The 25,874-nt window shown below is 65.3% G+C and carries 25 protein-coding genes; 9 read left to right on the plus strand and 16 right to left on the minus strand.

Annotated elements, in window-relative coordinates:
* Positions 1-32 precede the first annotated feature (32 nt).
* Positions 33-587: an orotate phosphoribosyltransferase gene (pyrE, locus tag GMOLON4_RS11490; RefSeq protein WP_026936839.1), complete on the minus strand. Its 555-nt coding sequence runs from the start codon at positions 585-587 to the stop codon at positions 33-35.
* 53 nt (positions 588-640) lie between these two features.
* On the opposite strand from pyrE, the gene GMOLON4_RS11495 reads away from it, so the two are divergent.
* Positions 641-1,477 (plus strand): exodeoxyribonuclease III, encoded by an 837-nt coding sequence (locus GMOLON4_RS11495; protein WP_026936840.1) that lies wholly within the window; start codon positions 641-643, stop codon positions 1,475-1,477.
* Between the two features lie 147 nt (positions 1,478-1,624).
* Here GMOLON4_RS11495 and GMOLON4_RS11500 read toward each other — a convergent pair whose 3' ends face one another.
* On the minus strand, positions 1,625-3,139 hold the full coding sequence (locus GMOLON4_RS11500; protein WP_051266748.1) for a serine hydrolase domain-containing protein: 1,515 nt from the start codon (positions 3,137-3,139) through the stop codon (positions 1,625-1,627).
* Between the two features lie 84 nt (positions 3,140-3,223).
* On the opposite strand from GMOLON4_RS11500, the gene GMOLON4_RS11505 reads away from it, so the two are divergent.
* Positions 3,224-3,802 (plus strand): nitroreductase family protein, encoded by a 579-nt coding sequence (locus tag GMOLON4_RS11505; RefSeq protein ID WP_026936841.1) that lies wholly within the window; start codon positions 3,224-3,226, stop codon positions 3,800-3,802.
* Positions 3,803-3,811: 9 nt separating this feature from the next.
* Here GMOLON4_RS11505 and GMOLON4_RS11510 read toward each other — a convergent pair whose 3' ends face one another.
* Together GMOLON4_RS11510 and GMOLON4_RS11515 are read right to left on the minus strand one after the other, a co-directional pair.
* Complete coding sequence (locus GMOLON4_RS11510) at positions 3,812-5,347, minus strand: UDP-N-acetylmuramoyl-L-alanyl-D-glutamate--2,6-diaminopimelate ligase (RefSeq protein ID WP_051266750.1); 1,536 nt, start codon at positions 5,345-5,347, stop codon at positions 3,812-3,814.
* 93 nt (positions 5,348-5,440) lie between these two features.
* A complete protein-coding gene (locus GMOLON4_RS11515; RefSeq protein ID WP_084147483.1) occupies positions 5,441-7,585 on the minus strand; it encodes an ATP-dependent Clp protease ATP-binding subunit in 2,145 nt (714 codons plus the stop codon).
* A gap of 365 nt (positions 7,586-7,950) precedes the next feature.
* Here GMOLON4_RS11515 and GMOLON4_RS11520 point away from each other — a divergent pair, with 365 nt between their 5' ends.
* A complete protein-coding gene (locus GMOLON4_RS11520) occupies positions 7,951-8,574 on the plus strand; it encodes an SRPBCC family protein (protein WP_026936842.1) in 624 nt (207 codons plus the stop codon).
* Between the two features lie 291 nt (positions 8,575-8,865).
* On the opposite strand, the gene GMOLON4_RS11525 is transcribed toward GMOLON4_RS11520, so the two are convergent.
* Positions 8,866-9,303, minus strand: coding sequence for a carboxymuconolactone decarboxylase family protein (locus tag GMOLON4_RS11525; RefSeq protein ID WP_026936843.1), 438 nt, complete (start codon positions 9,301-9,303; stop codon positions 8,866-8,868).
* Positions 9,304-9,529: 226 nt separating this feature from the next.
* On the opposite strand from GMOLON4_RS11525, the gene GMOLON4_RS11530 reads away from it, so the two are divergent.
* Entirely contained in the window at positions 9,530-10,072 is a 543-nt protein-coding gene (locus tag GMOLON4_RS11530; RefSeq protein WP_026936844.1) for a YaeQ family protein, read from the plus strand.
* Between the two features lie 84 nt (positions 10,073-10,156).
* Here the strand turns inward: GMOLON4_RS11530 and GMOLON4_RS11535 are convergent, their stop codons facing one another.
* Both GMOLON4_RS11535 and GMOLON4_RS11540 read right to left on the minus strand, forming a co-directional pair.
* The gene (locus tag GMOLON4_RS11535; protein WP_051266752.1) at positions 10,157-11,416 is read right to left on the minus strand and encodes an allantoate amidohydrolase; all 1,260 of its coding nucleotides are present in this window, start codon (positions 11,414-11,416) and stop codon (positions 10,157-10,159) included.
* Entirely contained in the window at positions 11,416-12,606 is a 1,191-nt protein-coding gene (locus GMOLON4_RS11540) for an FAD-dependent oxidoreductase (protein ID WP_026936846.1), read from the minus strand. Before GMOLON4_RS11540 ends, GMOLON4_RS11535 begins: the two co-directional genes overlap by 1 nt.
* Before the next feature lie 149 nt (positions 12,607-12,755).
* Between GMOLON4_RS11540 and GMOLON4_RS11545 the strand changes: the two genes are divergently transcribed.
* Positions 12,756-13,637 (plus strand): LysR family transcriptional regulator, encoded by an 882-nt coding sequence (locus GMOLON4_RS11545; RefSeq protein WP_026936847.1) that lies wholly within the window; start codon positions 12,756-12,758, stop codon positions 13,635-13,637.
* 24 nt (positions 13,638-13,661) lie between these two features.
* On the opposite strand, the gene GMOLON4_RS11550 is transcribed toward GMOLON4_RS11545, so the two are convergent.
* Positions 13,662-15,152: a maltokinase N-terminal cap-like domain-containing protein gene (locus GMOLON4_RS11550; RefSeq protein ID WP_051266754.1), complete on the minus strand. Its 1,491-nt coding sequence runs from the start codon at positions 15,150-15,152 to the stop codon at positions 13,662-13,664.
* A 159-nt stretch (positions 15,153-15,311) separates the two neighbouring features.
* Here GMOLON4_RS11550 and GMOLON4_RS11555 point away from each other — a divergent pair, with 159 nt between their 5' ends.
* Positions 15,312-15,830, plus strand: coding sequence for an 8-oxo-dGTP diphosphatase (locus GMOLON4_RS11555; RefSeq protein WP_051266756.1), 519 nt, complete (start codon positions 15,312-15,314; stop codon positions 15,828-15,830).
* A 15-nt stretch (positions 15,831-15,845) separates the two neighbouring features.
* Here GMOLON4_RS11555 and GMOLON4_RS11560 read toward each other — a convergent pair whose 3' ends face one another.
* Positions 15,846-17,030: a class I SAM-dependent methyltransferase gene (locus tag GMOLON4_RS11560; protein ID WP_051266758.1), complete on the minus strand. Its 1,185-nt coding sequence runs from the start codon at positions 17,028-17,030 to the stop codon at positions 15,846-15,848.
* Complete coding sequence (locus GMOLON4_RS11565) at positions 17,027-17,461, minus strand: pyridoxamine 5'-phosphate oxidase family protein (protein WP_026936849.1); 435 nt, start codon at positions 17,459-17,461, stop codon at positions 17,027-17,029. Before GMOLON4_RS11565 ends, GMOLON4_RS11560 begins: the two co-directional genes overlap by 4 nt.
* A 79-nt stretch (positions 17,462-17,540) precedes the next feature.
* Between GMOLON4_RS11565 and GMOLON4_RS11570 the strand changes: the two genes are divergently transcribed.
* The 3 genes from GMOLON4_RS11570 to GMOLON4_RS11580 all read left to right on the plus strand — a co-directional run bounded on the left by GMOLON4_RS11570 (position 17,541) and on the right by GMOLON4_RS11580 (position 20,715).
* On the plus strand, positions 17,541-18,023 hold the full coding sequence (locus tag GMOLON4_RS11570; RefSeq protein WP_084147484.1) for a DUF3224 domain-containing protein: 483 nt from the start codon (positions 17,541-17,543) through the stop codon (positions 18,021-18,023).
* Positions 18,024-18,218: 195 nt separating this feature from the next.
* Positions 18,219-19,469, plus strand: a complete 1,251-nt coding sequence (locus tag GMOLON4_RS11575; protein ID WP_026936850.1) for an NAD-dependent epimerase/dehydratase family protein — start codon at positions 18,219-18,221, stop codon at positions 19,467-19,469.
* 4 nt (positions 19,470-19,473) lie between these two features.
* Positions 19,474-20,715, plus strand: coding sequence for a glycosyltransferase family 4 protein (locus GMOLON4_RS11580; protein ID WP_026936851.1), 1,242 nt, complete (start codon positions 19,474-19,476; stop codon positions 20,713-20,715).
* Positions 20,716-20,757: 42 nt separating this feature from the next.
* Here the strand turns inward: GMOLON4_RS11580 and GMOLON4_RS11585 are convergent, their stop codons facing one another.
* From GMOLON4_RS11585 to serA, 6 genes are all read right to left on the minus strand, one after another.
* Positions 20,758-21,066, minus strand: a complete 309-nt coding sequence (locus GMOLON4_RS11585) for a hypothetical protein (protein WP_026936852.1) — start codon at positions 21,064-21,066, stop codon at positions 20,758-20,760.
* 87 nt (positions 21,067-21,153) lie between these two features.
* Complete coding sequence (locus GMOLON4_RS11590; protein WP_026936853.1) at positions 21,154-21,564, minus strand: hypothetical protein; 411 nt, start codon at positions 21,562-21,564, stop codon at positions 21,154-21,156.
* Between the two features lie 192 nt (positions 21,565-21,756).
* Positions 21,757-22,374 carry a TetR/AcrR family transcriptional regulator gene (locus GMOLON4_RS11595; RefSeq protein WP_026936854.1) on the minus strand — a complete coding sequence of 206 codons (618 nt, stop codon included), beginning with the start codon at positions 22,372-22,374 and terminating at the stop codon, positions 21,757-21,759.
* Positions 22,375-22,435: 61 nt separating this feature from the next.
* Positions 22,436-23,404: a lytic murein transglycosylase gene (locus tag GMOLON4_RS11600; protein WP_146137519.1), complete on the minus strand. Its 969-nt coding sequence runs from the start codon at positions 23,402-23,404 to the stop codon at positions 22,436-22,438.
* Between the two features lie 230 nt (positions 23,405-23,634).
* Positions 23,635-24,414, minus strand: a complete 780-nt coding sequence (locus tag GMOLON4_RS11605; RefSeq protein WP_026936855.1) for an SDR family oxidoreductase — start codon at positions 24,412-24,414, stop codon at positions 23,635-23,637.
* 24 nt (positions 24,415-24,438) lie between these two features.
* Entirely contained in the window at positions 24,439-25,644 is a 1,206-nt protein-coding gene (gene serA / locus GMOLON4_RS11610) for a phosphoglycerate dehydrogenase (RefSeq protein WP_026936856.1), read from the minus strand.
* Between the last annotated feature and the right edge of the window lie 230 nt (positions 25,645-25,874).

Below are 25,874 nucleotides of genomic sequence, written 5' to 3' on the forward strand. Positions count from 1 at the left end.
CCGGCCGTCGTGGCGCCCGCGAACGCATCCCGCTAAACCGCTTCGAGGCCGAGGTCGTCGAGGCCGATCGCGTAGCGGTACGGGTAGCCCGCATCCTCGATGCGCTGGCCGGCGCCGGTCGCGCGGTCGACGATCGTGCAGACGGCGACGACGTTCGCGCCAACCTTCTCGAGCGCCTCGATCGCGGCGAGCGGCGAGCCACCGGTGGTCGACGTGTCTTCGAGCACGACGACCCGCTTGCCGTCGACATCCGGACCCTCGACCTGCTTGCCGCGGCCGTGGTCCTTCGGCTCCTTGCGCACAACGAACGCGTCGATCGCGCGGCCCTTCGACACCGCGTGGTGCATCACTGCGTTCGCGAGCGGATCCGCACCCATCGTCAGGCCGCCGACGGCGTCGATGTCACCGAACTCGTCCACGAGCTCGAGCAGCACCTCGCCGATGAGGGGCGCCGCGCGGTGGTCGAGCGAAAGCTTGCGCAGATCGATGTAGTACGAGGCCTTCTTGCCGCTGGTGAGCGTGAAGTCGCCGTGGAAAACGGCCTCGTCGCTGATGAGCTGGATGAGTTGAGTACGTGCGTCGGTCACGCCTCCCAGCGTAGTTGCTCGCGCGACGCGGTGCGCGCGATACGGTAGACGCCATGCGCATCGCCACCTGGAACGTGAACTCCATCCGCACCCGCAAGGGTCGCGTCATCGACTTCCTCGAGAACAGCGACATCGACGTCCTCGCGATGCAGGAAATCAAGTGCAAGCCTGAGCAGTTCCCCTACGAGGAGTTCGAGGCTGCGGGCTACGAGGTAATCGCGCACGGGCTCAACCAGTGGAACGGCGTCGCGTTCGCCTCCCGCTTGCCAATTGAGGATGCGGTCGAGGGCTTCGACGGGATGCCCGGATTCAGCAAGAAGCCGGTTGAGGGCGACCTGCCCCTCGAAGCGCGCGCGCTCGGCGTCACGATCGAGGGGATGCGCCTCTGGTCGCTGTACGTCCCCAACGGTCGCGAGCTCGACGACCCGCACTACACCTACAAGCTCGAGTGGCTGAAGGCGCTCCGCGCGGCGACGCAGGCACGGCGGGATGCGCATCCTGACGAGCCACTCGCGCTCATGGGCGACTTCAACATCGCCCCGCTCGACATCGACGTCTGGGATCCGGAATTCTTCGTCGGTAAGACCCACACCTCGCAGCTCGAGCGGGATGCGTTCAATGCGTTCCTCGACGACGGGATGATCGATGTCACGCGCGAGCTCGGCGTCGAGGGCTACACGTACTGGGATTACACGCAGCTGCGGTTCCCGCGCAACGAGGGGATGCGCATCGACTTCGTGCTTGGCAACCCCGAGTTCCTGGAGCTGGTCACCGAGGCCGAGATCGCTCGGGATGAGCGCAAGGGCGACGGTCCGAGCGACCACGTTCCGGTCATCGTCGAGCTCGACACCGAGACCTCGCTCGACGACGACATGCCGATGATCTTCTAGCCCCAGTTGTCTGGTGGGGGTCCCACTGGCCAATTTGGTGGTCGCTGGCTTTGGTGGTCGCTGGCTGAGTAGCCGCGCAGCGGCGTGTCGAAGCCCGGCGACCTTCCCCCTCGATACGGCCTTCGGCCTACTCGGGGAACGAAAGCGTTAAGGGCAGTTGATCGTCAGCGCGACGTCGGTGAGCTCGTACGCGAGGTCGAGGCGCGCGTCCTGTGCGTAGTCGGTCGGCGAGATCGTCCAGAGCACGGTCACCTGGCGCATGCCGTCGGGACTCGACATCGTGATGCCGCGGTATCCCAGTCCCGAACCGATGTGCCCGTACACGTGGCGCGGGGCGCCGATTTGGACCAGCTCGCCGAACGCGGAATCGTGCAGGCTCCCGGAACCCGATTCGGGCGCGGCGAAGTCGTAGGTCGGCAGCGGGGTCGCGGTAGCGGATGGGTCAGACTGCCGCGGTACGGATGCATCCGGCGGCCCCGTTTCACCGGCTTGGGTCGGCGGTGCAGACGCGTCCGGCGGCGCCGTCTCGCCGCCGTGGGTCGGCGCCTCGGATGCGCTGGGTGCGTCCGTGTCCAAAGTCGCTCCGGGCTCGTCCCCGGCATCCGCCCCATCGCTTGCCCCGGGTATCCCTGCCTTATTCGCCGAGGACTCGAGGTACACCGGCTCGGCGTCGGGGCACTGATCGGTCCGCGATTGCACGCCGAGCCCGTAGCCCTCAGGCAGGAGCACGAGCATCTCACCCAAAAGCTCGGGCGCGATGACCTGGCCGGTCAGGAGCGCGCGCATGAACGTGTTCACGTCCGACACGGTCGAAACGACGCCGCCCGCGCCCGACCAGAGCGACGCATCCTGTGCCGTGACATCGATCGAGAGCGCGCCCTCCGTGATGTAGCCGTGCGCGGCATTCTCGGGCATCGCGGTGCCGTCCGGCAGCGACGTAGTGGTGAGTTCGAGCGGCTCGGTGATCCGAATCGCGAGCTCCTCGGCGAGCGTCGAACCCGTGAGCTCCTCGATCAGCATCGTGATCACGATGTAGTTCGTGTTCGAGTACTCGAAGCCTGTGCCGGGCTCGAAACTCCACTCCTGGCTCTGCGCGTTCTCGACCAGCTCCGCGTTGGTCACCGGAGTGACAATGCGGGTCGATAGCTGGGTCGGATCCTCGGGCATGAGCGTCGGCACGTAGTCGGGCAGCCCGGACGAGTGGTTCAGCAACTGCCGCACCGTCACCTCGCGACCGCCGACGACGCCGGGCAGATAGTCCTCGATCCGGTCGCCGAGCTGCACCCGCCCCTCTTCGACGAGCTGCAGCAGGATGGCCGCGATCATCGGCTTCGAAAGGCTCGCGATCCGAACCGGGTCGGTGACGGTCGCGGGCAGCTCGGTCTTTTTTGAGCGGATGCCCTTGGCACCACTCCAGGCATGCTCGCCATCGCGGATCTCGACGAACACGGCGGGGGCACCCGCATCCACCATCTGCGTCATCAGCGCCTCGATATCGGCGACCTCGAAATCGGCCGTCTCGGTCGGGCGCAGCGGTATCGCCGTGGGCCCCGGCTGGGGGCCGGATGCGCATCCAGGCAAGCTCGCAAAGATCACGAGCGAGAGCGTTGCACCGATACCCTTGACGGCGGACTTCCACGAAGGACGAAAGACAGTTCCCATGACGAGGGAATACTGTCACGTGTCGATGAGTTGGAGTTGAACGGAAAGCCGTGCGCTTCCAGAAGCCACCGAAAGGAACAGTTCTTGACGATCATTGCCCCACGCAACGCGACCACAGCACCCATCGCCGACGTGCTCGAGAATCGCTGGAGCCCGCGCGGCTTCGACTCCTCGCACGAAGTCAGCGAAGCGGAAATCCGCTCGCTCATCGAGGCTGCCCGCTGGTCGCCATCGGCGTTCAACTCGCAGCCGTGGGGCTTCATCGTCGGCCGTCGTGGCAGCGACAACTTCAACAAGATCTTCTCCGCGCTCGTCCCTTTCAACCAGGAATGGAACGTGAATGTGTCCGCATTGATCGTCGCGCTCGCACGGGTCGAGATCGACGGTAAGAAGCTTCCGACTGCGTATTACGACCTCGGCCAGGCAGCCGCTCACCTCACCGTTCAGGCCGAAACGCTCGGCTTGAACGTGCACCAGATGGGTGGGTTCGACCCCGCCGCGGTCGCCGAGCAGTTCGTGCTGCCCGAGGGCTACGAGCCCTACACCGTGATCGCGGTGGGCCAGCATTCGACCGATGAGTCGATCGACGACAAGATCCGCGAGCGCGATGCCGCCCCGCGCGAGCGCAACGACGTCAGCGAGATCCTGCTCAGCTTCGAGTAGGGGCGGCCCCTACGAGATCAACTTGTGGCGCGACTTCTCGCACTCTTCCCTTGGGTCGAGCACGCGGGGGTCGCGCCCGGCGATCGCTTCCTTCGCCGCCGCCATTTCGTCGAGGTGAATGGCGCCCTGCCCGTCCGCCAGGATGAGCTGCTTCTCGTGGCCCTTGCCCGCAATGATCACGATATCGCCCTGGCGGGCACGTTCGATACCGGCCGCGATCGCATCCCAGCGGTTGTCGATGCGCTCCCACGCGACGCCCGCCTCGTCAAGCGCCGGCGCGACATCCGCGACGACCTCTTCGAAGCTGCCAGCCTTGAGGTCATCCTCGGTCAGGATGATGTGGTCGGCGCCAGCGGCCGCGACCGTCCCCATCTCACGACGAAGGCGAGGGATGCGGTCCCCAAGCACGCCAAAGACCAGCGTGATCGGCGCATCCGACAGCGCTCGGACGGCCTCGAGGCAGGAATGGAGCGCGTCGGTCGTGTGCGCGTAGTCGATAAAGACGTCGAGCCCGTCCTCGTTCAGCACGCGCTCGAGCCGTCCCGGCACCGGTTCGGCCTCGCCGAGGCCCTCGGCGATCGTCTCGAGTGCATAGCCCTGCGTCATCGCGGCGGCCGCGGCGAGCAGCGCGTTGCGCACGTGGTAACCGCCAAGCGCTCGCAGCCGCACGGGCACGGTTCCGCTACTCGTCACGAGGTCAAATGTCGTACCGTCAAGATCAGTCGCGATGTTTTCCGGTCGTACGTCGACGGCGTCACCAGGGCACCCGACCCGGACGACTCTGGCGCCGGTCGCCTCGATGAGGCCAGCGGCACGGGCACCCCACTCTCCGCCCACGTCAACGATCGAGTAACCGGCGGCAGCGTGCTCGAACAGGCGCCGCTTCGCGTCGAAGTACGCCTCCATCGTCCCGTGCAGCTCGAGGTGGTCCTCGGTGAGGTTCGTGAACATTGCGACATCGAAGGACATCCCGGCAACTCGCTCGAGCTGCAGCGAGTGGGAGGAGACCTCCATGATGACGTCCTCGGTACCGCCCTCGACTGCCGTTCGCAGGAGGTCGTGCAGGATGGGCGCTTCGGGTGTCGTATTGGGCGTCTCGATGATCTTCCCGTCGAGATCGAATCCGATCGTGCCCATCACCCCGACGCGACGCTTCGCGTGCCTGAGGATCGACGAGAGGAAGTAGGCCGTCGAGGTCTTCCCATTCGTGCCGGTGATGCCGTACATCCGGAGCTGCTCGTCCGGCTTGCCATTCAAGATCCGTGCCATCAGAGCCAGCGCGATGCGCACATCCGGCACCACGATGTAGGTCACATCCGGCAAAAATTCGGCCGGCAACTGTGCACACACAACAACGTTTGTGCCCCGAGCGACTGCATCCGGAACAAATTTCATCCCGTCATGATGAAACCCCGGCACCGCCACGAAGGCCGTGCCGGGGCCAGCAACACGAGAATCATGCGTCACCGCGGTGACTTCACGAAGCGGATCGAACTGTGCTGTAGCTACGAGCTGCAACTCAGAAGCAAGAGCGTCAAGCAGCATCCTGTGTTCCTTTGGGCAGTACTGAAAACCAAAAAGTTGTGGGTCCATGACCCACAACTCTTCGGAGGCTAGCACGCTCGGGGTGCGTTTCGGTTACGTTCGGATCACGAGTGAATCACCGTCCGCGGCGACCGAAACCATTACCTTTGCTCCGTCCTGGACCTTGCCCGCAAGGATGGCCCGCGCGAGCTGGTCATCGATCTCCTTCTGCATGAGGCGACGCAGGGGACGAGCACCGTAGATGGGATCGTACCCCCGCTCTGCGAGCCAGTTGCGCGCATCCTCGTCCACCTCAATTTGGATGCGGTGCTCCGCAAGCCTGTGCTCGAGCGTCTCGATGTTGAGGCCGACGATCTTCGCGAGCTGGTCTTGCGACAGCGCCTCGAAGATGACGATCTCGTCGAGCCGGTTGATGAACTCGGGCTTGAAAGCGCGGCGCACCGCGCCCATTACCTCGGCGTGACGCTCCTCGGTCGTGAGCTGCGGGTCGATCAAGAACTGCGAGCCCAGGTTCGAGGTGAGGATGAGGATGGTGTTGCGGAAGTCGACCGTGCGACCCTGACCGTCGGTGAGGCGGCCGTCGTCGAGCACCTGCAGGAGGATGTCGAAGACCTCGGGGTGGGCTTTCTCGACCTCGTCGAACAGGATGACCGAGTAGGGGCGGCGGCGAACCGCTTCGGTGAGCTGACCGCCCTGCTCGTAGCCGACGTATCCCGGAGGGGCACCGACGAGTCGCGAGACGCTGTGCTTCTCTCCGTACTCCGACATGTCAATGCGCACCATCGCCTGCTCGTCGTCGAAGAGCAGGTCCGCGAGCGCCTTGGCGAGCTCAGTCTTACCGACACCGGTCGGCCCGAGGAAGAGGAACGAACCGGTGGGCCGATTCGGATCCGCGACGCCCGCACGCGAGCGACGAATCGCATCCGACACCGCCTGGACGGCCTCGTCTTGCCCAATCACGCGCTTGTGCAGCTCCGACTCGAGGTCGAGCAACTTCTCGCGCTCCGACTGCAGCAGCTTGCCAACGGGAATGCCCGTCCACGCGGCGACGACACTTGCGATGTCATCTTCCGTGACGTGGTCATTCACGAGGCGCTGTTCGCTGCCCTCCTGCGCCTCGGCCTCCGTGAGCTGCTTCTGCAGCTGCGGGATCTCGCCATACAGAACTCGCGAGGCGAGCTCGAGGTTGCCATCGCGTTGGGCGCGGTCCGCACGGATGCGCGCCTCGTCGAGCTTGGTCTTGAGGTCACCGACCTTGTTCAGGCCACTGCGCTCCGCATCCCAACGTGCCTGCAACGCATCCAGCTCGACCTGGAGGTCTGCCATTTCCCGGCGGAGCTGCTCGAGTCGCTGCTTCGAAGCCTCGTCGTGTTCCTTCTTCAGTGCGAGCTCTTCGATCTTCATGCGGTCGATCTGACGCTTGAGGCTGTCGAGCTCGGTCGGCGAGGAGTCGATCTCCATGCGAAGGCGCGACGCTGCCTCATCCACGAGGTCAATCGCCTTGTCCGGCAGCTGTCGAGCCGTGATGTATCGGTTCGACAGGGTTGCAGCGGCGACGAGCGCGTTATCGCTGATGGCGACCTTGTGGTGTGCCTCGTAGCGCTCCTTGAGGCCGCGAAGAATCGCGATGGTGTCCTCGACCGACGGCTCGTCAACGAAGACCTGCTGGAAACGGCGCTCAAGGGCCGGGTCCTTCTCGATGAACTCGCGGTACTCGTCGAGCGTCGTCGCGCCGATCAGACGCAGCTCACCACGGGCGAGCATCGGCTTGAGCATGTTGGATGCGGACACGCTCGACTCGCCACCACCGGCACCCATGAGCGTGTGCAGCTCGTCAATGAACGTGATGACCTGGCCCTCAGATTCGCGGATCTCGTCCAGGACCGCCTTCATGCGCTCCTCGAAATCACCGCGATACTTGGCACCCGCGAGGATTGCCGAGATGTCGAGCGAAATAAGTTCTTTGCCCTTGAGAGACTCGGGGACGTCGCCCGCGACGATGCGCTGAGCGAGCCCCTCGGCAACGGCAGTCTTGCCGACACCTGCCTCACCAATAAGGACGGGGTTGTTCTTCGTGCGCCGAGTGAGCACCTGACTCACGCGGCGAATTTCAGCGTCACGACCGATGACCGGGTCAAGTTTGCCGGTTCGTGCGATGTCGGTGAGGTTGACACCGAAGCGCTCAAGCGCTGACTGGGATTCTTCATCTTGGGGCTGTGCGCCTTGCATATTAGCCATGTGCTTCTCCTTTCGAGGGGGCTCAAGACAGGCCGTTCGACGGGCTCACGACGAGCCTCCGCTGCCTGCAGATTAGGGAAAGAGTCCTCGCACAACCTGCGGCATGGGACGCGGGCCACCACCGGGGGTGGGGAGGATGCTTTCTACACTTGAGTGCAACCGACTCAAGTTTGCAATTATTCCCTGATCCAGGCGAAATATTTTCTGACGATTCAGCAAGTCCACAGCATCCCGCGAGCAAGGAAATTGACGGAAATCAAGCCGTTCACTTGTTGTTCACCTATAATTCACTTAGAAGCATCATTGCTTCCGCTTTTCGCGTCCGCGAGAAGCAACCCAGAAATGGCCGCAAAGGAGGCGACAACATGGGTGAAATCAGCGGGAACATTTCCCGAGTAACTGACAACTACACAGTAACGCTCAGCGCCGACTCAGATTTCGATCGAAAGACGATTTGGCGCGCAATCACTCAGGAGCAAGCGCTCTCGACGTGGCTTGGACGACCTTCGAAGTCGATCATGACGGGTGAGTCATTCACCCTGACCTACCCGAATGATGCTGACTACAGCATCATCGCGCGAGTGCACGATCGCCGAGTACCGAGTTCGCTCGTGCTCAGCTGGAAGTTCAACGAGCTGCCGGAAAATTTCGTGCGCATCACGCTCAGCAAGCGACCGGAGGGCGGTACCGAAATCCGCCTCGAGGTCACGGGCCTACGCCGCGAAGACACCGCAGCCGCCGCAGCAACCTGGCACGCCCAGATGGAGTTCCTCCGGAACTACCTCCAGGGCCGCGAGGTAATCGGGCACGCGCTGCGCTTCCGTCGTGACGAGCTCATACCCGAGTACGAGCAGCAGATGCTCGATGTCGGCGCACCGCGCCGTTCGCGCCGCGAGCTGCTCGACGAGCTGGAGTTCGAGCAGAGCCATGTACCGCCGCAGGACAACGAGTTCCGCCGCGTACTGCACACGCACGGACACCTCGCCTAACGCAGCTAGTTACTCCCGGGGCGGGTGGATGACTTCGGTCACCACCCGCCCCGCGTCGTTTCCGGCCTTTCGGAACTACGGCGACGCGGTACCCGCTGCGTCACCTCGGCAAACCCGTCGTCACCTCCGCAAACCCGTCGCGAAACGCACTCCACGGCACCCCGACTACATCGAGTGACGAGCCTGCAATCTCACTCCAGCAAATCCGTCACGAAACGCACAATGCGCCACGTCCGACTGCATTGAGCGACGGATTTACCGAAGTGATTCGGCGGCGGGGTTGGTTCGGAGCTACGGCGCGACGCGGTAGCCGCTGCGAATCGCCACCCGGTTCCAAGAGTTCATGACGACCGCGAGCCAGCTCACTGCCGAGACCTGCTCGGGGTTCAGCGAGCCGTTGTCCCAGTCGGTGCGTTCTGGCACGGACAACCGCGTCACTTCCTCCGCCAGCCCGAGCGCATCCTGCTCCTGCTCGCTGAAGTACTGCGACTCCCACCACGCGGGCAGCACCGCGAGCCGGTCCGCCGTCTCACCGGCGCTGACCGCGTCCCGCGTGTGCAGGCGACAGCAGAACGCGCAGCCGTTGAGCTGCGAGACACGGATCTTGACGAGCTCGATGAGCTTCTTGTCGAGCCCAGCCGCCGCTGCGGCCTCCTCCGCCGACTTACTGAGCGCGACGACCTGCTGGTAAACGTCGGGGTGCTGCTTGCTGATATTTACTCGCGACATGTGTGAACTCCGTTTCCGTTGCGTAGATGTGCCCTACCCACGATGAATAATCGGATGCACCACCGACATCGTGGGACCACTGCGTGCCCCAGAAGTAGGTGACTCCTACATGCTGCTCTCGCGCCCTGCGAGCCGCCTCCGCATCCCTCGCAACAATGGTGGGGACGAGCTCCTCGCGACCTGCCTCGGCAGGAGACTGTGCCATGCCCCGGTAGGCTCGAACACTATGGCTATTGGCGCAACCATGCACACGTTCGAGGTCGACCTCTCCCTCATCGATCGGGCGGTGTACGAGAGTTTCACCGTGCGAGTGGCGAGGCACCCCTCTGAGACCGAGGCCTACATGATGACGCGGTTGCTCGCCTACTGCATGGAGTACGAGGAGGGCATTGCGTTCGCCGAGGGTGGGGTCTCTTCAACCGAAGAACCGGCCGTGCTGGTACGGGACTTGACCGGGCGAATCACGGCGTGGATCGAGATCGGCGCGCCCGACGCGGCCCGACTGCACTTCGGCAGCAAGCTGGCCGATCGCACCGCCGTCTACACCCATCGGGATCCGGCGAAGCTCTTGGCCTCGTGGTCGGGCAAGACCATCCACCGAGCCTCGGAGATCCCGCTGCGATCCTTCGACCCCGGCTTCATTGACAGCGCGACCACGGCGATCGAACGTCGCAACACGATGTCAGTCTCGGTCACCGAGGGCCAGCTGTACCTGACCCTCGGCGACCTTCACCTCGAGACCCCGGTGCATGAGACACACGTTGCCTAACCCGCGCTGCTCAGAGCGGAGCCCCATCACGCTCAGGAGACCGAGCCACATCCTGCGCGAAACAAGTCAGTCCGGCTCAAACCGCTACGAGCCCGGGCCCAGCCCGAGATCGCTCACCAGCACCGCCGCGAGCGCCTCCGCGCCGATCTCCGCGTCCGCATCCTCGACGTGCTCCTCGTGCGCGTGCGACACTCCGGTCGGGTTGCGCACGAACAGCATCGCGGTTGGCACGTGGGAGGCGAGGATGCCCGCGTCGTGACCGGCGCCTGTGTCGAGTACCGGCGCATCCGGCAGCGTGACCTCGAGCCGCCGACGTAGGCCGGCGTCGAACGACACGGTCGGGCTGAGCGATTCCTCGCGAACAGACACCGCGCATCCCTGCTCGCGCGCGAGTTCGTCGGCCCGCTGCGAGATCTCGGCGACGACCTGCGCCGTGACCGCGTCGTCGGGATGCCGCACGTCGAGCCAGACGTCGACGCGCGAGGCGATCACGTTCGTGCCGCCCGGGATGGGCTGCAGCCGGCCAACCGTCGCGCGGGCGCCGTCGTGGGCACGCGCGACGCTCGGAATCTGGCCGATCAGCGCGCCGGCAGCTACCAGTGGATCACGACGGTCTTGCATCAGCGTCGTGCCAGCGTGATTGCCCTGGCCAGTGAAGCTGAGTCGCCAGCGGCCGTGTCCGAGAATCGACGAGCCAATCGCCACCGCCTGACCGAGATCGATGAGTCCGCGGCCCTGCTCGACGTGCAGCTCGACGAACGCGCCGATCTGCGCGAGCCGCTCGGGGTCCGGACCCATATGCCGAGGGTCGAGCCCGGCGGCGGCAGACTGCTCGGCAAACGTGTTGCCATCCTCATCCGTCAGTGCGAGGGCCTTGTCGAGCGAAATGGCGCCGGTCAGGATGCGTGAGCCGAGGCATGCAATCCCGTACCGTGAGCCCTCTTCCTCGGGGAATACCGCAATTGCGAGCGCGCGATCCGGCTGCCTGCCCTGGGCCCGCAGCACATCCACCGCAGCGAGCGCCGACGCGACGCCGAGCGGCCCATCGAACGCACCGCCGCCCGGCACCGAGTCGAGGTGACTGCCCGTCACGACCGCACCCGAGCGGTCGCCGGAGGGCGTGTCCCACCAGGCCCACATGATGCCGTTGCGGTCGGTCTCCACATCCAGGCCGCGCGCGATCGCCTCTGCGATGAACCAGCTGCGCAGGTCGAGTTCGGCGGTCGAGTAGACCGGACGCGAGTAGCCACCTCGGGCGCTGTCACGGCCCACATCCGCGATCGCCGACAGAAGCGAGGTGACCCGATCGGTGCGCTGGTTACCTTCGATGAGGTTACTCGTCATTACACTGCCTCCCGACCGAACGGCCCTGTGCCGTAGTCCTTGAATTGGTTCTGTGCGACGCGGAACTCCTGCGGCACGGTACCGGTTCCGGTCGCGAGATCGGCGGCAAGCTCACCGAGCAGTGGGGCGAACTTACCGCCGTGGCCGGAGCACGCCGACACGACGACGACGCCGTCGGCCTCGTCGATCACGAAGTCCTCGTTCTGCGTGTTCGTGAACAGGCACGTGGTCTCGGCATAGGGCTCGGGCACGACGCCGGGGAGGAACTCTTCCGCGTACGCGATCATCTTCGCGCGCATCTCAGGGCGGATTCGCCCGTCCTGATCGAGCGCCGAAGGGATGACCGGGCCGCCGTTGAACTGCGCCAGCTTCTGCCCGCGGAACTCGGCGTCACGACCGCCGGGCAACCCGTAGGTCTCGAACTCGAAGCGCTTGTGGATGAACGTGGGCCAGGAAGGATAAGTGTTGCCGGATGCATCCTGCTCTCGCCAGGGCATGTGAAAGGCCTGTTCCTGCCGTACCTCGAGTTTCGGGAACGATTCGAGGAAGGCGCTCGGCAACGCCAGATCCTGCAGCAGGTGCGGGAACCAGCCACCGGCCGCAACGATGACCTTCGCACCAGCGACTCGCTCGCCGGTGGCGGATTTCACCACGAAACCGCCGAACGCGGTGCGCGTGATGCCCGCGACCTCCCAGTTCGTGCGCAGGTCGACGCGACCGGTCGCGACCGCGAGGTCGAGCATCGTCTCGACGGTGGTGATCGCATCGAGCACGCCCGAGCCAGGGTGGTAGAGCACCTCGGTATCGAAGTTGAACTGCGGGAAGCGAGCCCGCGCATCCGCAGCCGCGAGCAGCTCGTGCTCGACCCCGGCCCGTTCGAGCACGCGGGCGAGCAGCTCCGGCTGGCGAACCGCGCCGAAGTCGATCGCGCCGGTCGGGGTGATGAGGTGCTTCCCCGCAGCCCGCTCGAGCGCATCCCAACCGCTGCGAGCCCGCACGACCAAGTCGGTGTAGAGCTGCGATGGGTATGCGTAGCGGAAGATCCGCGCGGAGCCGTGCGAGCTGCCCTCGTCGTTGGCGGGCGTTGTACGTTCGACCACGGTGACGTTGTGGCCCCGCTCGGCCAGCTGCCAGGCGGCGGCCGCGCCAGCGAGTCCGGCTCCGATAACGATGTAGTCCGATAGAGGCATGGTGCTACTCCTCTGGAGTGTGTCGACGATTAATTGCCTTGGTAATGAATAGAACTCCCGAGTGATAGCAAAGTCCAATATAATCTTGGGAAGAATTGTTTTGACTTGGCTAATAAATACTTAGCTAATGAACCGAGATTGGATGCGCGATGGAACTTCGGCAGTTGCGATACTTTCTGGCGGTCGCCGAAGAACTCCACTTCGGCCGAGCGGCCGAGCGGCTCCGGGTGTCTCAGCCGCCGCTTTCGGTCGCGGTGAAGTCGCTCGAGGATGAGCTCGGCGTTTCACTCTTCAACCGCAGTACCCGCAGGGTCACCCTGACCCCCGAGGGTGAGCTGCTGCAGCGGCGCGTGACGCCGATCCTCGAGGACCTCGACCAGGTCGCTAGCGAGGTGGCCGACGTTCGAAAGGGCCTGCGCGGGCTCCTGCGCATCGGTTACGTCAGCTCCGCGAGCTACACGATCCTGCCCCGGGCCGTGCAGCTGTTTCAGGGGCGGCTCCCCCTCATCGATCTCCAGCTCAATCCGCTCACGAGTGGTGAGCAGCTTGAGCGGATGCGCGACGGCGGCATCGATCTCGGCATTGTTCGCGACCAGAGCGCCGTGCCGGGCCTGCGCCTGGAGCCCGTGCTCGAGGAGCGACTCGTCGTCGTGCTCCCGGTCGAGCATCCGCTGAGCCGCTTCGAGACCGTGAAGGTCGAGCAGCTCGAGGGCGAACCCCTCGTGCTGTTCGCGCACGAACTCATGCCCGGCTACGTGACGCGTATCACCGAGGTGCTGGAGGCCAATGGTGCGATGCCGCGGGTCGTGCAGCGAATCGTGCATCAGGAGACGGTGCTCGGGCTGGTCGCTGCGGGAGTAGGGCTTTCGGTGCTGCCCGAGTCGGTCGCACGCATCTCGATGCCTGGCGTTGCCGTGCGACCGCTTGCCGGGGATCCAATTTCCCGGCTACAGCTAGCCGCGCCCGGAACCCTCGCCCCCGCAGCGCGGGCATTCGCCGAGTGCGTGCGCGACGCGAGCGCGGCTGTGTAGCCGAGCTGCGCCAGTCGGACGTCGCTAGGCCTCGCCCTCCGGGCTCTCGTCCTCCGCGCGGTCAGCATCCTGGGCTTCCGGGCTCTCAGCCCCGAGGATCCGCCGGACCGCGGCCAGCGGAATCGGCAGCCACGTGGGTCGGAACTCCGACTCGTACAGCGTCTCGTAGATCGCCTTGTCGAGTTCGTAGGCCTCGAGGACGCGACGCTCGTCTTCCTCGCGAATCGCGCGCCCCGGCGTGCCCGAAGTATCACGCTCCGCGACCACCTCGTCGACGTAACCCTCGAGGAACGCCTCGCGGGCCGCATCCGCCCAATCGCGGGCGACCTCGTGGCCCGCCTGTAGCGTCAGCGATCCGGCAACGTAATCGAACGAGCGCAATAGCCCCGCGACATCGCGCGCGGGAACATCAGGCGCATTCCGCGATTCCAACGGCCGCAGCGGCTCGCCCTCGAAGTCGAGCAACACCCAGCCGCGATCCGGCACGGCAAGCACCTGGCCCAGGTGGAAGTCGCCGTGGATGCGCTGCAGCGTCGGCCACTTTGCGTCACTCGCGAGCGCATACACTCGCTCGACCTCGGTCGCGTATTCGCGCAGTTCGGGCACCGCCTCCGCGGCGAGCTCGTAGCGGCGCCACATCTGCTGGGTCGCGAGGTCGATGTCGGCCTGTTCGGGCTCGACGGTCGGCATCACACGGCGCAGCGTCGCGTGCACCTCGGCCGTGGCGCGGCCCAAAGCCCGGGCCAGCGGCGTGAAGTCCTCGCCACCCTCGGCTGCGCGCAGTGCCACTCGCCACGCATCCTCGACCCCCACAAAAAACTCCTGCGCGAACGCGAGGTGGCCGGCGACCTGCTTGCCGTCCGCATCGGGCCACACGGCCGAGACCTGCCCGAACGTCGGCGGCACATGCAGCGAGCCGGTGGCCGCGAGCGCGGTCTGCAGCGTCACGTCCGGGTTATCGCCCGCATGCAGCGTGCGGAAAAGCTTCACGATGAGCGGCACGGCCGCATCCCCGTTTTCGTCCTGCAGCTCGCAAATGATCGACGTGTTCGACTGCTCGCCCGAGAGCACGCGCGAAGTCACGAAGCGGCCAGCCTTCGCCCCCGGCATCGGCTGGCCATACACGCGCACGCGCGGCACACCATCCGCGCCGACCGCGCCCGAGGCCTCCTTCTCATCCGCGATCAGGCGAATGAGCGCGTGCGCAAACGCCTGATCGTGTGTTCCGTCGACGAGCGCGGCGCGATCGCCGTGCTCCCGGATCGGCCCGATGAATCCGAGCGCGTCGACCTGCGCATCCACATCGCGGATCACGAGCGGCACCTGGTACAGCGGCGCGGGCTTCCGCGAGTGGTCGCGCACCAACGCGACCGTGATGAGCCGCAGCGCCGCGTCCGACTCGACCGGCTCGAGCTCGTAGCTTCCGATGAGCTCGAGCTCCGGGGTCGTCGAGCCGCCGACATACCACCGCTGCCGGGGCATCCATTCGCTGAGCAGGGTGAGCACATCAGACATGCGGTGGCGCCTTCCAATAGCAATCGTGCGGAGAATAGCGGCGGGCACGAGCGGACCGCCGCGACCACATCCAAGGCTAGTGGCCGCCGCCTGACCGCGCCGTAACCACACCCCGACGCCGAGATTTCCTTAGCGCGTGCACGCGAGTAAACTTGGCCCATGGCACTCCCACAGGTGTGCGTCACGTATCTGCTCCGCGAAAGTTCCCGGGGCACTCAGGTTCTACTCGGACGCAAAAAGTACGGGCTGGGCGAGGGAAAACTCGTCGGCCTCGGCGGGAAGCTGCACCCGGGCGAGCATCCTCGCTACGCAGCGATTCGCGAGATCGAAGAGGAATCGAGCGTCTTCGTCGACCCGAAGGCCCTCCAGCACACGGGCCTGCTCACCTACATTTTCCCGACGAAGCCCTCGTGGTCGCAGGAATCCTGGGTGTACCTGTGCCGCGACTGGATCGGGCACCCGATCGAGACCGAGGAACTCGTGCCCGAGTGGCATCCACTCGATGACGCGCCGCTCGCGCGCATGTGGTCGGATGCGCAGTACTGGCTCCCGCGGGCACTCCAAGGCAATTTCATTCGCGCGAGCTACATCTTCGGCCACGATCTCGACACCGCCGTCGCGTCCGACGACCCCTCGACCGGCCTGCCCTCGGTGCCGCCGCAGGGCACCCTCGGCTAGCGCCCGAATTGCCCGCTAGCGACGCTCCGAAACCGTCACCGTAAACTTCTCGGTCCGGTTCAGCTGCTGCGTCGGCCCGACGATGTTCTCGAGATGCTGCCGGTGCTTGAGGTGCGAGTTGAACACCGTGACGAGCAGCCCGCCCGACCGCAGCATCCGCGCGGCACCGCGAAACAGCTCGTTCGCGAGTCCCGGGTCGACCTGCCGCCCGTCGTGAAACGGCGGATTACACAGCACGAGATCGACGCTCCCAGGCTCGATCCCCGCCCCCGCATTCGCGCGCAGCACCTCGATGCGCTCGGCGAAGCCGTTCGCTTCGGCTGTCTGCTCGGCGGACGCGCAGGCCCACCAGGATGCGTCGGTCGCGATCACGTTCGCGTCGGCAAAGCTGCGGGCGAGGACGGCCGCAAGGAGCCCCGTGCCGCAGCCGAGGTCGACGGCGGTGTGGATGCTCGGCTCACCGTCCGAGACGACGTCGGCCAGTGAGACGGTACCCGGACGGTCGCCCGGGATCGACTGCAGCAGCACGCGCGTACCGAGGTCGAGCGTCGTGCCCGCGAAGGCACCGCCGCGGGCCGCGACGACGAGGTCGAGCTCCTCGAGCTGCGCGGTGCGCGGGAAGGCGTTGGCCTCGGTCACCGCATCGGGAATCCGCCCGGTCGCAACGATCGCGCGCGACTTGCGCATCCCACGCGTGCCCCGCACATCCGCGAAATACTTCCCGAGCACCTCGTTCATCGAGCGCGTAAGGTGCTTCTCCCGGGCGCCCAAGATGACCCGCGCATCCGGCGCCGCCTGGCGGTGGATGCACTGGGCGAGGTCCTCGAGTTCGGCGAGCGATTTCGGGAGGCGGCCAACAACGAGGGTGACGTCGGTGAAGAGGCTGCCATCGGGGGTTTCCTCGCGGACCACGCCTTTCGATACGGCCGCCTCCCGCTCGTCGAGTAGCGAAGCGTATCGAGACGCCTCCGGCCCGCGCAAGGAGCCGACCCCGAAGTCGCTAAAGACCCGCACATCCTGCGCCCCGAGCGCGAACAACGGGGCGACGAATGCGGCCTCGGCATCGTCAATCACCGCGACCGCGCCAGGCACGGCCCCGGTGTCGAGCGCCTCCGCGAGCACGACATCCACAACGGGATCGTCATGCAGCGCCGTGCCCCCGCGTCCTGCCGATGCTTCGCCGGAGACGGCGTCGCTCAAGAGACAGTCTCGGGCTCAGCTTCGGGCTCCGCGCCGAGATGGAAGTAGCGCCCCGAGATCTCGCCGATCTTGAACTCGACGAAGACTTCCTTCACGGTCGGCACGAGCGGATGCAGGTCGAGCTGCGATGCCCGCTCAATTTCTTCGGCCGATTCGAGAACCCGAGCGGTGCAGTGCGCAACAACGCTCCACGCGACGTCTTCCGTCACGTTGTCTACTTGGAAGAGAATCTCGTCAGCGACAACCGCACCGGCGAGCTTCGTGCCCGGGGCCGTGCGAATCACGATCCGGTGTCCGTCGCTCCAGTAATTCACGGGGAAAATTTCGGTGATGTCGTGGATGCGCTCCACGAGTCGTCCGAGGGTGTGGCCTCCCAGCAAAGTGCGGGCCCGAGTGTCGTCCAGAATCTCAACTACCGCGTCTTCAGTCATAGCCCTATCGTTTCACGTTCAGATGGAGGAAATCCCCGCCTGACCGCACATTCAGAACCACGTGCCAGAATCCAGCAGTATGCGAGCGAGCAGTTCATTTCAGATTGATGTATGGGATGCCAACGGCCACACCCCGGATGTTGAGACGGGCGCCCCGCTGGCCGGATTCTTTATTCGCCGGACGTTCACTGGGGAGGAAATTACCGGTGCGTCGCAGGTCCTCATGGTGAGCGCCTTCAACAATGACAACGGCTCCGGCACCTACGTCGCGATCGACGCGTTCGAGGGTGAGATCGCTGGGCGACGCGGCACGCTCAACTTCTGGCACACATCCACCGTCGACCACGGCCGGTTCGTGGCCGAGGATGCGCTGCTCAAGATCGTGCCCGCGTCGGGGACGGGCGACCTCCTGGGCGCGCGCGGCACCGGCCGAATCGTGAACCGCGGGGACCTCGAATTGCTCGAGCTCGAGATCGAGTTCGGTGACGAATCGTCGGAGCAAGACCTCGACGGGGAGGCCGCGATTGGCAAGCTCGAGCCTCCCGCGGAGGGCGCCGAGTAGGCTGCTGCCCGTATCGCACGGGTCCCCGAGTCGGCCGCAGGCCCTATCGATGGATGCATAAACTTCACCCGTCGTTAATACAAGGCAATACGATGGCTAGACGTGCCAAAACGCAACCATGGTTTTGACACTCGAAGCTACACCGGCCCCACGGGGCCAGCCCGGAGCGGAAATCCCGCAAGTTATGGAGTACTCGTGAAGATTGCAATTCTCGGTGGCGACGGATTCTGTGGTTGGCCAACCGCGTTGCACCTCTCGGCCCAGGAACACGACATCGTCATTGTCGATAACCTGTCGCGCCGCCGCATCGACGAAGAGCTCGGCGCCGAGTCGCTGACGCCGATCGCATCCATTGAGGAGCGCCTCTCAGCCTGGGAGGAAGTCTCGGGCAAGAAGGTCGGCTTTGCGAACATCGATGTCGCACAGGACTACGACGGCCTGCTGCAGTTCATCATTGACGAGGAACTCGATGCGATCGTGCACTTCGCCGAGCAGCGCGCCGCGCCGTACTCGATGAAGAACTCGCGCACCAAGCGCTACACGATCGACAACAACGTCAACGCAACGGGCAACGTCCTCACCGCAATTGTCGAGTCGGGTCGCGACGTGCACCTCGTGCACCTCGGCACGATGGGCGTCTACGGCTACGGCACCGCTGGCATGAAGATCCCCGAGGGCTACCTCGACATCGAGGTCACGACCGATGAGGACGAGGACGGCAACCAGCTCGACGAGCCGACGCGCGCGCAACTGCAGATCCTCTACCCGACAAACCCGGGCTCGGTCTACCACCTCACCAAGGTGCTCGACCAGAACCTCTTCGCGTACTACGCGAAAAATGACGCGCTGCGCATCACCGACCTTCACCAAGGCATCGTCTGGGGCACCAACACTCGCGAGACCGCGATGGATGAGCGCCTCATCAACCGCTTCGACTACGACGGCGACTACGGCACGGTTCTCAACCGCTTCCTCATGCAGGCCGCGGTCGGCTACCCGCTCACGGTGCACGGCACCGGCGGCCAGACCCGCGCGTTCATCCACATCCAGGACACGGTCCGTTGCATCCAGATCGCGCTCGAGAACCCGCCTGCCGCGGGCGAGCGCGTCAAGATCTTCAACCAGATGACCGAGACGCATCGCGTGCGCGACCTCGCGAACCTGCTCGGCAAGATCGCGGATGCGGAGGTCGAGCTCGTGCCGAACCCGCGCAACGAGGCCCCCGAGAACGAGCTGCACGTCAAGAACGACACGTTCCTTGACCTCGGCCTCAACCCTACGAAGCTCGAAGAGGGCCTGCTGCTCGAGGTGACCGACATCGCGCGCAAGTATGCCGACCGCGCCGACCGCTCGAAGATCCCGGCGACCTCGCTGTGGACCGCGAAGCAGTCCGCCGGCGTGCCCGCCTCGGTCGCATCCGAGACCGAACCGGCGGCCGCGAACTAGCGCCATGCGGATCGCGCTCTTCACCGAAGTCTTCCTCCCGAAGATTGATGGGGTGGTGACGCGCGTTCTGCGTACCCTCGAGCACCTCGAGGCCCTCGGCCACGAGGTGCTCGTGTTCGCCCCGGGTGACCCGCCCAGCAACTACGCTGGCGCGCGGGTCATCCGGGTCAACTCGGTGCCGCTCAAGCCCTGGTATCCCGAGCTCAAGATTGGCATGCCGACCCCGAATATCGCGAAGCTGATCGAGGAGTTCGCGCCGCACGTCGTGCACCTCGTCAACCCGGTGGCGCTCGCCGCCTACGGCGCGCTTTCCGCGGCCCGTCGCGACCTGCCGATGCTCGCATCCTTCCACACCGACACCCCGCAGTACGCGGATGCGCTCGGTCTCGGGCCGATCCGGCGCGCGGGAACGGTGTACCTCCGCGAGATTCACAACCTCGCCGAGGTCAACCTCTGCACCTCACCGCAGATGGTCGAGCGTGCTGAGGAAATGGGTATCGAGCGCGTCGACCTGTGGCCGAAGGCGATCGACACCGTTACCTACCACCCCGACAAGCGCGACCCCGAGATGCGCGAGACCCTGACCGACGGGCATCCGGAGCACAAGCTCATGATCTACGTGGGCCGCATGTCGAAAGAGAAGAATCTCCGCGCGCTGCTGCCGCAGATCCGCAAGTTCCAGGACAGCGGGGTGCGTCTCGCGATGGTCGGCTCCGGCCCGGACCGTGAAGAGCTCGAGCAGGATTTCGCTGACACCAACACGGTATTCACCGGCTACATGTCGGGGGATGCGCTGGCCTCGGCCTTCGCGTCGGCCGACGTTTTCGCGTTCCCGTCCACGACCGAGACGCTCGGCTTGGTTGCGTTGGAGTCGATGGCCTCGCAGGTGCCGGTCGTTGCGGCGCGAGCCGGGGGCATCCCCTTCGCCGTGACCGAGGGACGCAGCGGTTTCCTCTTCGACCCCAAGTCCGAGGATGAGTTCACCGAGGGCCTCGAGAAGCTGCTGTTTGACGATGAGCTGCGCATCGCGATGGGTGCCGAGGCTCGCCGCGAGGCCGAGGAGAGCTCGTGGCGTTCGGCCACCGAGAAGCTCGTTTCCTTTTACGAAGAAGCGATCGACCGTCACTGGGCGCGCGCCCACAGCCTCTCGACGTATTCGCTGCGGATGCGCTTGTTCGGCAAGCCGATGCCGCGGCCGACCGACCTGCGCGGCAACCTCACGGACGACATCCCCGGGAATCGCTAGTTTGTAGCTCCTTGAGTAGCGAAGCCTATCGAAAGGCGCCCCCTACCCCGCGCCAATAATCATCCCGAGCACGAGGGCCGCGATGTTCAAGACGGCTCCCGCAACCGCGGTCACCTTCCATGGGCCGAGCGTCCCGAGCACTCCGAAGAGGAGTCCGATTACGGACGGAAACGGGACGTAGCCCGCCGCAAGGTGGATATCCCCGAAGATTAGCCCGACCCCAAGAACGATGAGCGAGATCGCGCCGAGCGCGAGCGAAATCGCCGCGATCGTCGTGAATCCGCCCCGTTGATACCACGGAACGTCGGGATTCGTTTCGGGCTGAAATTCCGGATTGATTGACTTTGCCATGACCGCCCCCTTGAATCGGTGTTGGTCTTTCCGAGTCTTTAAAGGTAGCACCGGAAGGTTGGTATCCCCTCAGTGCGGTGGGACTGCTTACGCGTTCGCGCCAGCCACAATGAGCCCAATCCCGGCCGCACCAACGCCGATCGTGAGGCTCAGCGCCCCGAGCCAGATGAGCAACTTCAGCCCGTTGGGTTTCTCGGGGTCGCGACCGATGACGGAGAGGAAGAAGCCAGCAGGCATGAGAATCGCGGCGAACAGCACCCCATCGGCAAGGAGCGCGCTCCATTCGGGAGCTCCGCCGAGCTCGACCCAGAGCCGGACGAGCAGCCCAAGGATGACGAGCACTCCGGCGTGCGCGTGCCCAGCGCGGAAATAGCTCCGCTGCAGTTCGTTCGCTGGCACATTGCCGCCAACCACGCGAAGGAGGAACGTACCGCCGAAGGCGATCGTGATGACGATGAGGATGACGATGCCGGTAGAGATGAGCGTGACAGAAGACATGATTGGCTCGCTTTCGTTTGGTTCGGATGTTTCGACTGCGATCAGTGGTTTGCTGGATGTGTACGGCTCAGTGATATGTCTCAGGTGATACGTCTCGGGGCATATCTCTCGGATGGATGCGTCGCTGGGCATACGTCTCAGGTGGATGCGCCTCGAGTGTCGGCCTCTCTGTTCATCGGTCAGTTGGTTGGGTCAGTTGGCTGGGCCACCTTGCTCACTCGACCCTGGCGAGCCGTAGAGCATCCGCGCGGCCCGACGGGTGATCTCGAGCAAATCGCCATCGGCAACCAGCGCCCCGAGCTGAGAATCCTGCAGGTTGCCGGTGATCCCGAGCGTGGCAATGCCGTGCACGAGGCCCCAGCCCGCAATCACGGCGGCAGCCGCATCCTCGATCGCGCCGCGCGCGGCCATCGCGTCGACGCCGCCGCGGAGCTCGCCGAACGCCAAGTCCTTCGCGTCGATGAGCTCGGTGTTCTCGGCATCGAGCAGGGTCGGCGCGAACATGACGGTCATGTGCGCCTTATGTGCGAGCGCAAACTCGACGTACGCGACGCCGACGTCGAGGAACTCGCCACCCGACTCTCGCGTCTCGATGAGGTGACGGCCGAGCATCCGGAACCCCTCAGCCGCGATCGCGGTGCGGAGCCCCCGCAGGTCACCGAAGTGGTGCCGCGGCGCCGTGTGGCTGACCCCAATGTCGGCCGCGATCGAGCGCAGGGACAGCGCCTGGACGCCGTCCTGCTCGATCACTTCCAGCGCGCGCCGAAGCACCGCTGATTTCAGGTCGCCGTGGTGATAGCCGTCGCTCATGTCAGCTATCTTACCGACGGAAACATTCCAGCGGTAAGATTAACCGCATCCTCCCAGGTGGCTAGCGGAGCTCCCGCTCGATGCGCGCGTAGTTTGATGCCGCATCCGCGACCTGCTTCTGGTAATCGTCGGTGTTGTTGTACGAGCGGATGGCCGGAATCCAGTTATCGGCACCCTCGAGCGTGCCCTGCGCGTTGCAGAGATACAGCGCCGCGGTCATCGCCGCGTCGTCGATGTGGTGCGGGTCTTCGATGCCATCGCCATTCCCATCGGTGCCCCAGATTTCCCAGGTCGTGGGGATGAACTGCAGCGGCCCCATGGCTCGGTCCCACTCCGTATCGTTATCGAGTCGGCCCTTGTCGGTATCCTCGATCGCCATCGTGTTGTTCGTGCCGTCGAGGGGAATGCCGTAAATCTTCTGGGACGTTTCGCCATCGGGCTGCACCCCACCCCCAAACAGTGTGCCGTGGTGGCTCTCGACGTAGCCGATGCCGGCGAGCGTGTTCCAGCCCACGCGACAGCCGTACACGTTTGAGGCCACGAGGTCGGCGCCGGCGTAGGCTGCGAGCGCGCGCTCGGGGATACCCGTGGCGGCGGACACGTCGGCCAACCACTGTGGGTCGGGCAGACTCGCGATCTCGGTCGACTGCATGGGCGGGATGCCTCCGGGACCAGCCTCATCGACCGCGACCCCCGCGCCCTCGAGGGCTTGCGCATCCTCGGCTTTGGGGGCTTCGGCGCCGAGAGCTGCCGAGGGGTTTCCTGTGCCCGGGCCGTACGAGAGCCTACCGATCGAGTGGATGCCCGAAACCAGCGCCCAGGTCGCGGCGATCAGGGCTGCGGTCCCGAGGGTCGCAGCGATTGCGGTGAAGGCCTGCCTGCGACGCTTTCGCGCCTGCAGTTTTATGGCCGTTGGAGCACGGCGGGAACCCTTCGAGGCAGGTTTACGCGCAGACCCGCTCGGCTTGCCAGTCTTACCCGACGTGGCGCGCGTGCGGCTACGCCCAGCAGTGCCCCTGCTGGCGCCCATGTTTCGGCCCTGCGTTGTCTTCGAGACGCCGTCCTCCAAACGACTTGCGAGTGTGGTCGATTAGCCAACTGCTCGACCCGAAGTTGGCATCCTAACCTGCGCCTCCGACAGCCCTGCACCTCGGACAGCCCATCGCAGCGGAAGGCAGCGGAAGGTTCAGCGCAAACCGACGTCGTGCATCCGCCAGTGTCGCGTGCGGAGCGCGCTCGCAACTGCGTCGATCCGCCAACCTAGGACTCGCGCGGAACCAGCGGCCCCTTGTGCGTGTCGACGTGGCTCGACTGCGCCACGGGTCGCAGGATGATGAGGTCCTGGTTCACGTGCGGCGGCTGCTCGAACGTGCCGACGAGCACTCGCGCCACGTCTTCGGGTGTGAGCGGCTCGACATCATCGTAAATACCAAGTCGAGCGGCCGCGTCCACGTCGCCGCGCATCCGGTTCAGCGTGAACTCCTCGGTGTGCACGAGGCCCGGCGCAAGCTCCATTACGCGGATCGGTTCGCCCGCGAGCTCGAGCCGAAGCACCTCGGTGACCGCGTGGGCCGCGGACTTCGCCGCGATATAGCCGCCGCCGTGCTTGTAGACGCCGTGCCCCGCGGTCGACGTGAGATTGAGGATCGATGCCCAGCCGTCGCGCGTGGCGCCCTCGCGAAGGACCGGCAGCAGCGCCGCCGTGACCGAGCGGAGCCCGATGACGTTGACCTCGAACATCCGCCGCCATTCGTCGTTGGATGCATCCTCGACACGATCGAGCCCGATCGCACCACCCGCGTTGTTGACGAGCCCGGTGGCGCCGCCCGTCTCGCGGACGGTCTCGGCGAGCTGCGCAACCTGCGCCTCGTCGGTAATGTCACACACGACCGGAAGGCAGCCCGTCTCCTGCGCGAGTTGCTGCAGGCGATCTTCGCGGCGAGCGACCGCGACGGTGTCCCACCCGATTTCCGTGAAGCGACGCACGGTGGCGGCGCCAATTCCTGAGCTCGCTCCGGTGACGACTACCCGCTGCGCCATGTGTGCTCCTCCTCGCGTCGCTTGCTAGCGAACCTGGCCGAGCGCGGTGAGGCGACGTGTCGCCTTGAGCGCGCGGATCTCATCCAGCGCGGCCTGCGGCACGCCGTTCGCGCAGTCGGTCACCACGTAGCCGAGGCTGCCGCGGGTGGTGAGCTGCTGGCCGTCAATGTTGACGCCGTGCTCGCCGAGCACCGAGTTGACGGTGGCGAGGACACCGGGGATGTTCTCGTGGAGGTAGAGCAGTCGCGCGCCGTGGTCGATCGGCGAGAGCTGCACCTCGGGGAGGTTGACCGACATGTACGTGGAACCCGAGCGCACGTAGTCGCGGAACTTACCGGCGACGAAGCGGCCGATGTCTTCCTGCGCTTCGGCGGTCGAGCCACCGATGTGCGGCGTGAGAATCACGTTCGGGATGCCCTGCAGCACTGATTCGAACGTGTCGCCCGCACTCTTCGGCTCGACGGGGTAGACGTCGAGGCCCGCGCCCGCGATGTGGCCCGAGACGAGGTTGTCGCGCAGCGCCTCGAGGTCGACCACGTGGCCGCGCGAGAGGTTGAGGAACAGCGAACGGGGACGCATCATCGCGAAGGTTTCCGCGTTGAAGAGATTGGTGTTCTCGGGGCGACCGTCCACGTGTACCGAGACCGTCTCCACGGTCGACAGCAGTTCCTCGAGCGAGTCGCAGCGCACGGCGTTGCCGAGCGCGAGGCGGTCGACGGCGTCGTAAAAGTAGACGCGCATCCCGAGCGATTCGGCGAGCACCGAGAGCTGCGAGCCGATGTTGCCGTAGCCGACGAGCCCGAGCGTGCGGCCGCGGACCTCGTGCGAGCCCTTCGCAGTCTTATCCCAGAGGCCGTTGTGCATGTTCTTGTTGTGATCGCCCAGGTGGCGAGCGAGGTTGATGATCTCGCCGATTGCGAGCTCGACCACCGAGCGGGTATTCGAGTACGGCGCGTTGAAGGCGACGATCGAGTGCTCGGCGGCAGCGTCGAGGTCGATCTGGTTCGTGCCGATGCTGAACGCACCGACGGCCTTCAACTCGGGGCGCGCCTCGATCACGCGACGCGTCAACTGAGTCTTCGATCGGATACCAAGCAGGTCGATACCTTCGAGGGCCTCGATCAGTTCGTTCTCGTCGAGCGCGCCCTTGCGGGTCTCGACCTCAATGCCGGCGGCCTCGAGCAGGCGAGTGGCTTCGGCGTGGATGTTTTCGAGAAGAAGGGCTTTCACCCGCACCATCCTAGTCCCGGTGATCTTCTTCGCGCACGTCTGTGACGTACCACCGCCGACAGCGGACGCGGTGAGTCAAGGTGGCCGACTCGAATATGCGCGAATCGTTATCCCTCCGCGTTCGCCCCAGCGCACAGTCCCGGTAACTGGCTCGCGGGCTGTTCTCATTCATCCACCGGCTCCATACCCTTAAAGAACCGCGATGACGCGTGGCCCAGGATGCAAGCACA

Origin of the sequence: Gulosibacter molinativorax (genome assembly GCF_003010915.2) — a bacterium.
Lineage (GTDB): Bacteria > Actinomycetota > Actinomycetes > Actinomycetales > Microbacteriaceae > Gulosibacter > Gulosibacter molinativorax.

Excerpts from the sequence above, each read along its gene's own strand:
- GMOLON4_RS11595 (WP_026936854.1), bottom strand. The coding sequence starts at position 22,374 with ATGAGCGACGGCTATCACCACGGCGACCTGAAATCAGCGGTGCTTCGG.
- GMOLON4_RS11600 (WP_146137519.1), bottom strand. The coding sequence starts at position 23,404 with ATGGGCGCCAGCAGGGGCACTGCTGGGCGTAGCCGCACGCGCGCCACG.
- GMOLON4_RS11495 (WP_026936840.1), top strand. The coding sequence starts at position 641 with ATGCGCATCGCCACCTGGAACGTGAACTCCATCCGCACCCGCAAGGGT.
- GMOLON4_RS11545 (WP_026936847.1), top strand. The coding sequence starts at position 12,756 with ATGGAACTTCGGCAGTTGCGATACTTTCTGGCGGTCGCCGAAGAACTC.
- GMOLON4_RS11580 (WP_026936851.1), top strand. The coding sequence starts at position 19,474 with ATGCGGATCGCGCTCTTCACCGAAGTCTTCCTCCCGAAGATTGATGGG.
- GMOLON4_RS11570 (WP_084147484.1), top strand. The coding sequence starts at position 17,541 with ATGCGAGCGAGCAGTTCATTTCAGATTGATGTATGGGATGCCAACGGC.
- GMOLON4_RS11565 (WP_026936849.1), bottom strand. The coding sequence starts at position 17,461 with ATGACTGAAGACGCGGTAGTTGAGATTCTGGACGACACTCGGGCCCGC.
- GMOLON4_RS11550 (WP_051266754.1), bottom strand. The coding sequence starts at position 15,152 with ATGTCTGATGTGCTCACCCTGCTCAGCGAATGGATGCCCCGGCAGCGG.
- GMOLON4_RS11530 (WP_026936844.1), top strand. The coding sequence starts at position 9,530 with ATGGCTATTGGCGCAACCATGCACACGTTCGAGGTCGACCTCTCCCTC.
- GMOLON4_RS11500 (WP_051266748.1), bottom strand. The coding sequence starts at position 3,139 with ATGGGAACTGTCTTTCGTCCTTCGTGGAAGTCCGCCGTCAAGGGTATC.
- GMOLON4_RS11555 (WP_051266756.1), top strand. The coding sequence starts at position 15,312 with ATGGCACTCCCACAGGTGTGCGTCACGTATCTGCTCCGCGAAAGTTCC.
- GMOLON4_RS11535 (WP_051266752.1), bottom strand. The coding sequence starts at position 11,416 with ATGACGAGTAACCTCATCGAAGGTAACCAGCGCACCGATCGGGTCACC.
- GMOLON4_RS11520 (WP_026936842.1), top strand. The coding sequence starts at position 7,951 with ATGGGTGAAATCAGCGGGAACATTTCCCGAGTAACTGACAACTACACA.
- GMOLON4_RS11510 (WP_051266750.1), bottom strand. The coding sequence starts at position 5,347 with ATGCTGCTTGACGCTCTTGCTTCTGAGTTGCAGCTCGTAGCTACAGCA.
- GMOLON4_RS11585 (WP_026936852.1), bottom strand. The coding sequence starts at position 21,066 with ATGGCAAAGTCAATCAATCCGGAATTTCAGCCCGAAACGAATCCCGAC.
- GMOLON4_RS11590 (WP_026936853.1), bottom strand. The coding sequence starts at position 21,564 with ATGTCTTCTGTCACGCTCATCTCTACCGGCATCGTCATCCTCATCGTC.
- GMOLON4_RS11605 (WP_026936855.1), bottom strand. The coding sequence starts at position 24,414 with ATGGCGCAGCGGGTAGTCGTCACCGGAGCGAGCTCAGGAATTGGCGCC.
- GMOLON4_RS11515 (WP_084147483.1), bottom strand. The coding sequence starts at position 7,585 with ATGGCTAATATGCAAGGCGCACAGCCCCAAGATGAAGAATCCCAGTCA.
- GMOLON4_RS11525 (WP_026936843.1), bottom strand. The coding sequence starts at position 9,303 with ATGTCGCGAGTAAATATCAGCAAGCAGCACCCCGACGTTTACCAGCAG.
- GMOLON4_RS11540 (WP_026936846.1), bottom strand. The coding sequence starts at position 12,606 with ATGCCTCTATCGGACTACATCGTTATCGGAGCCGGACTCGCTGGCGCG.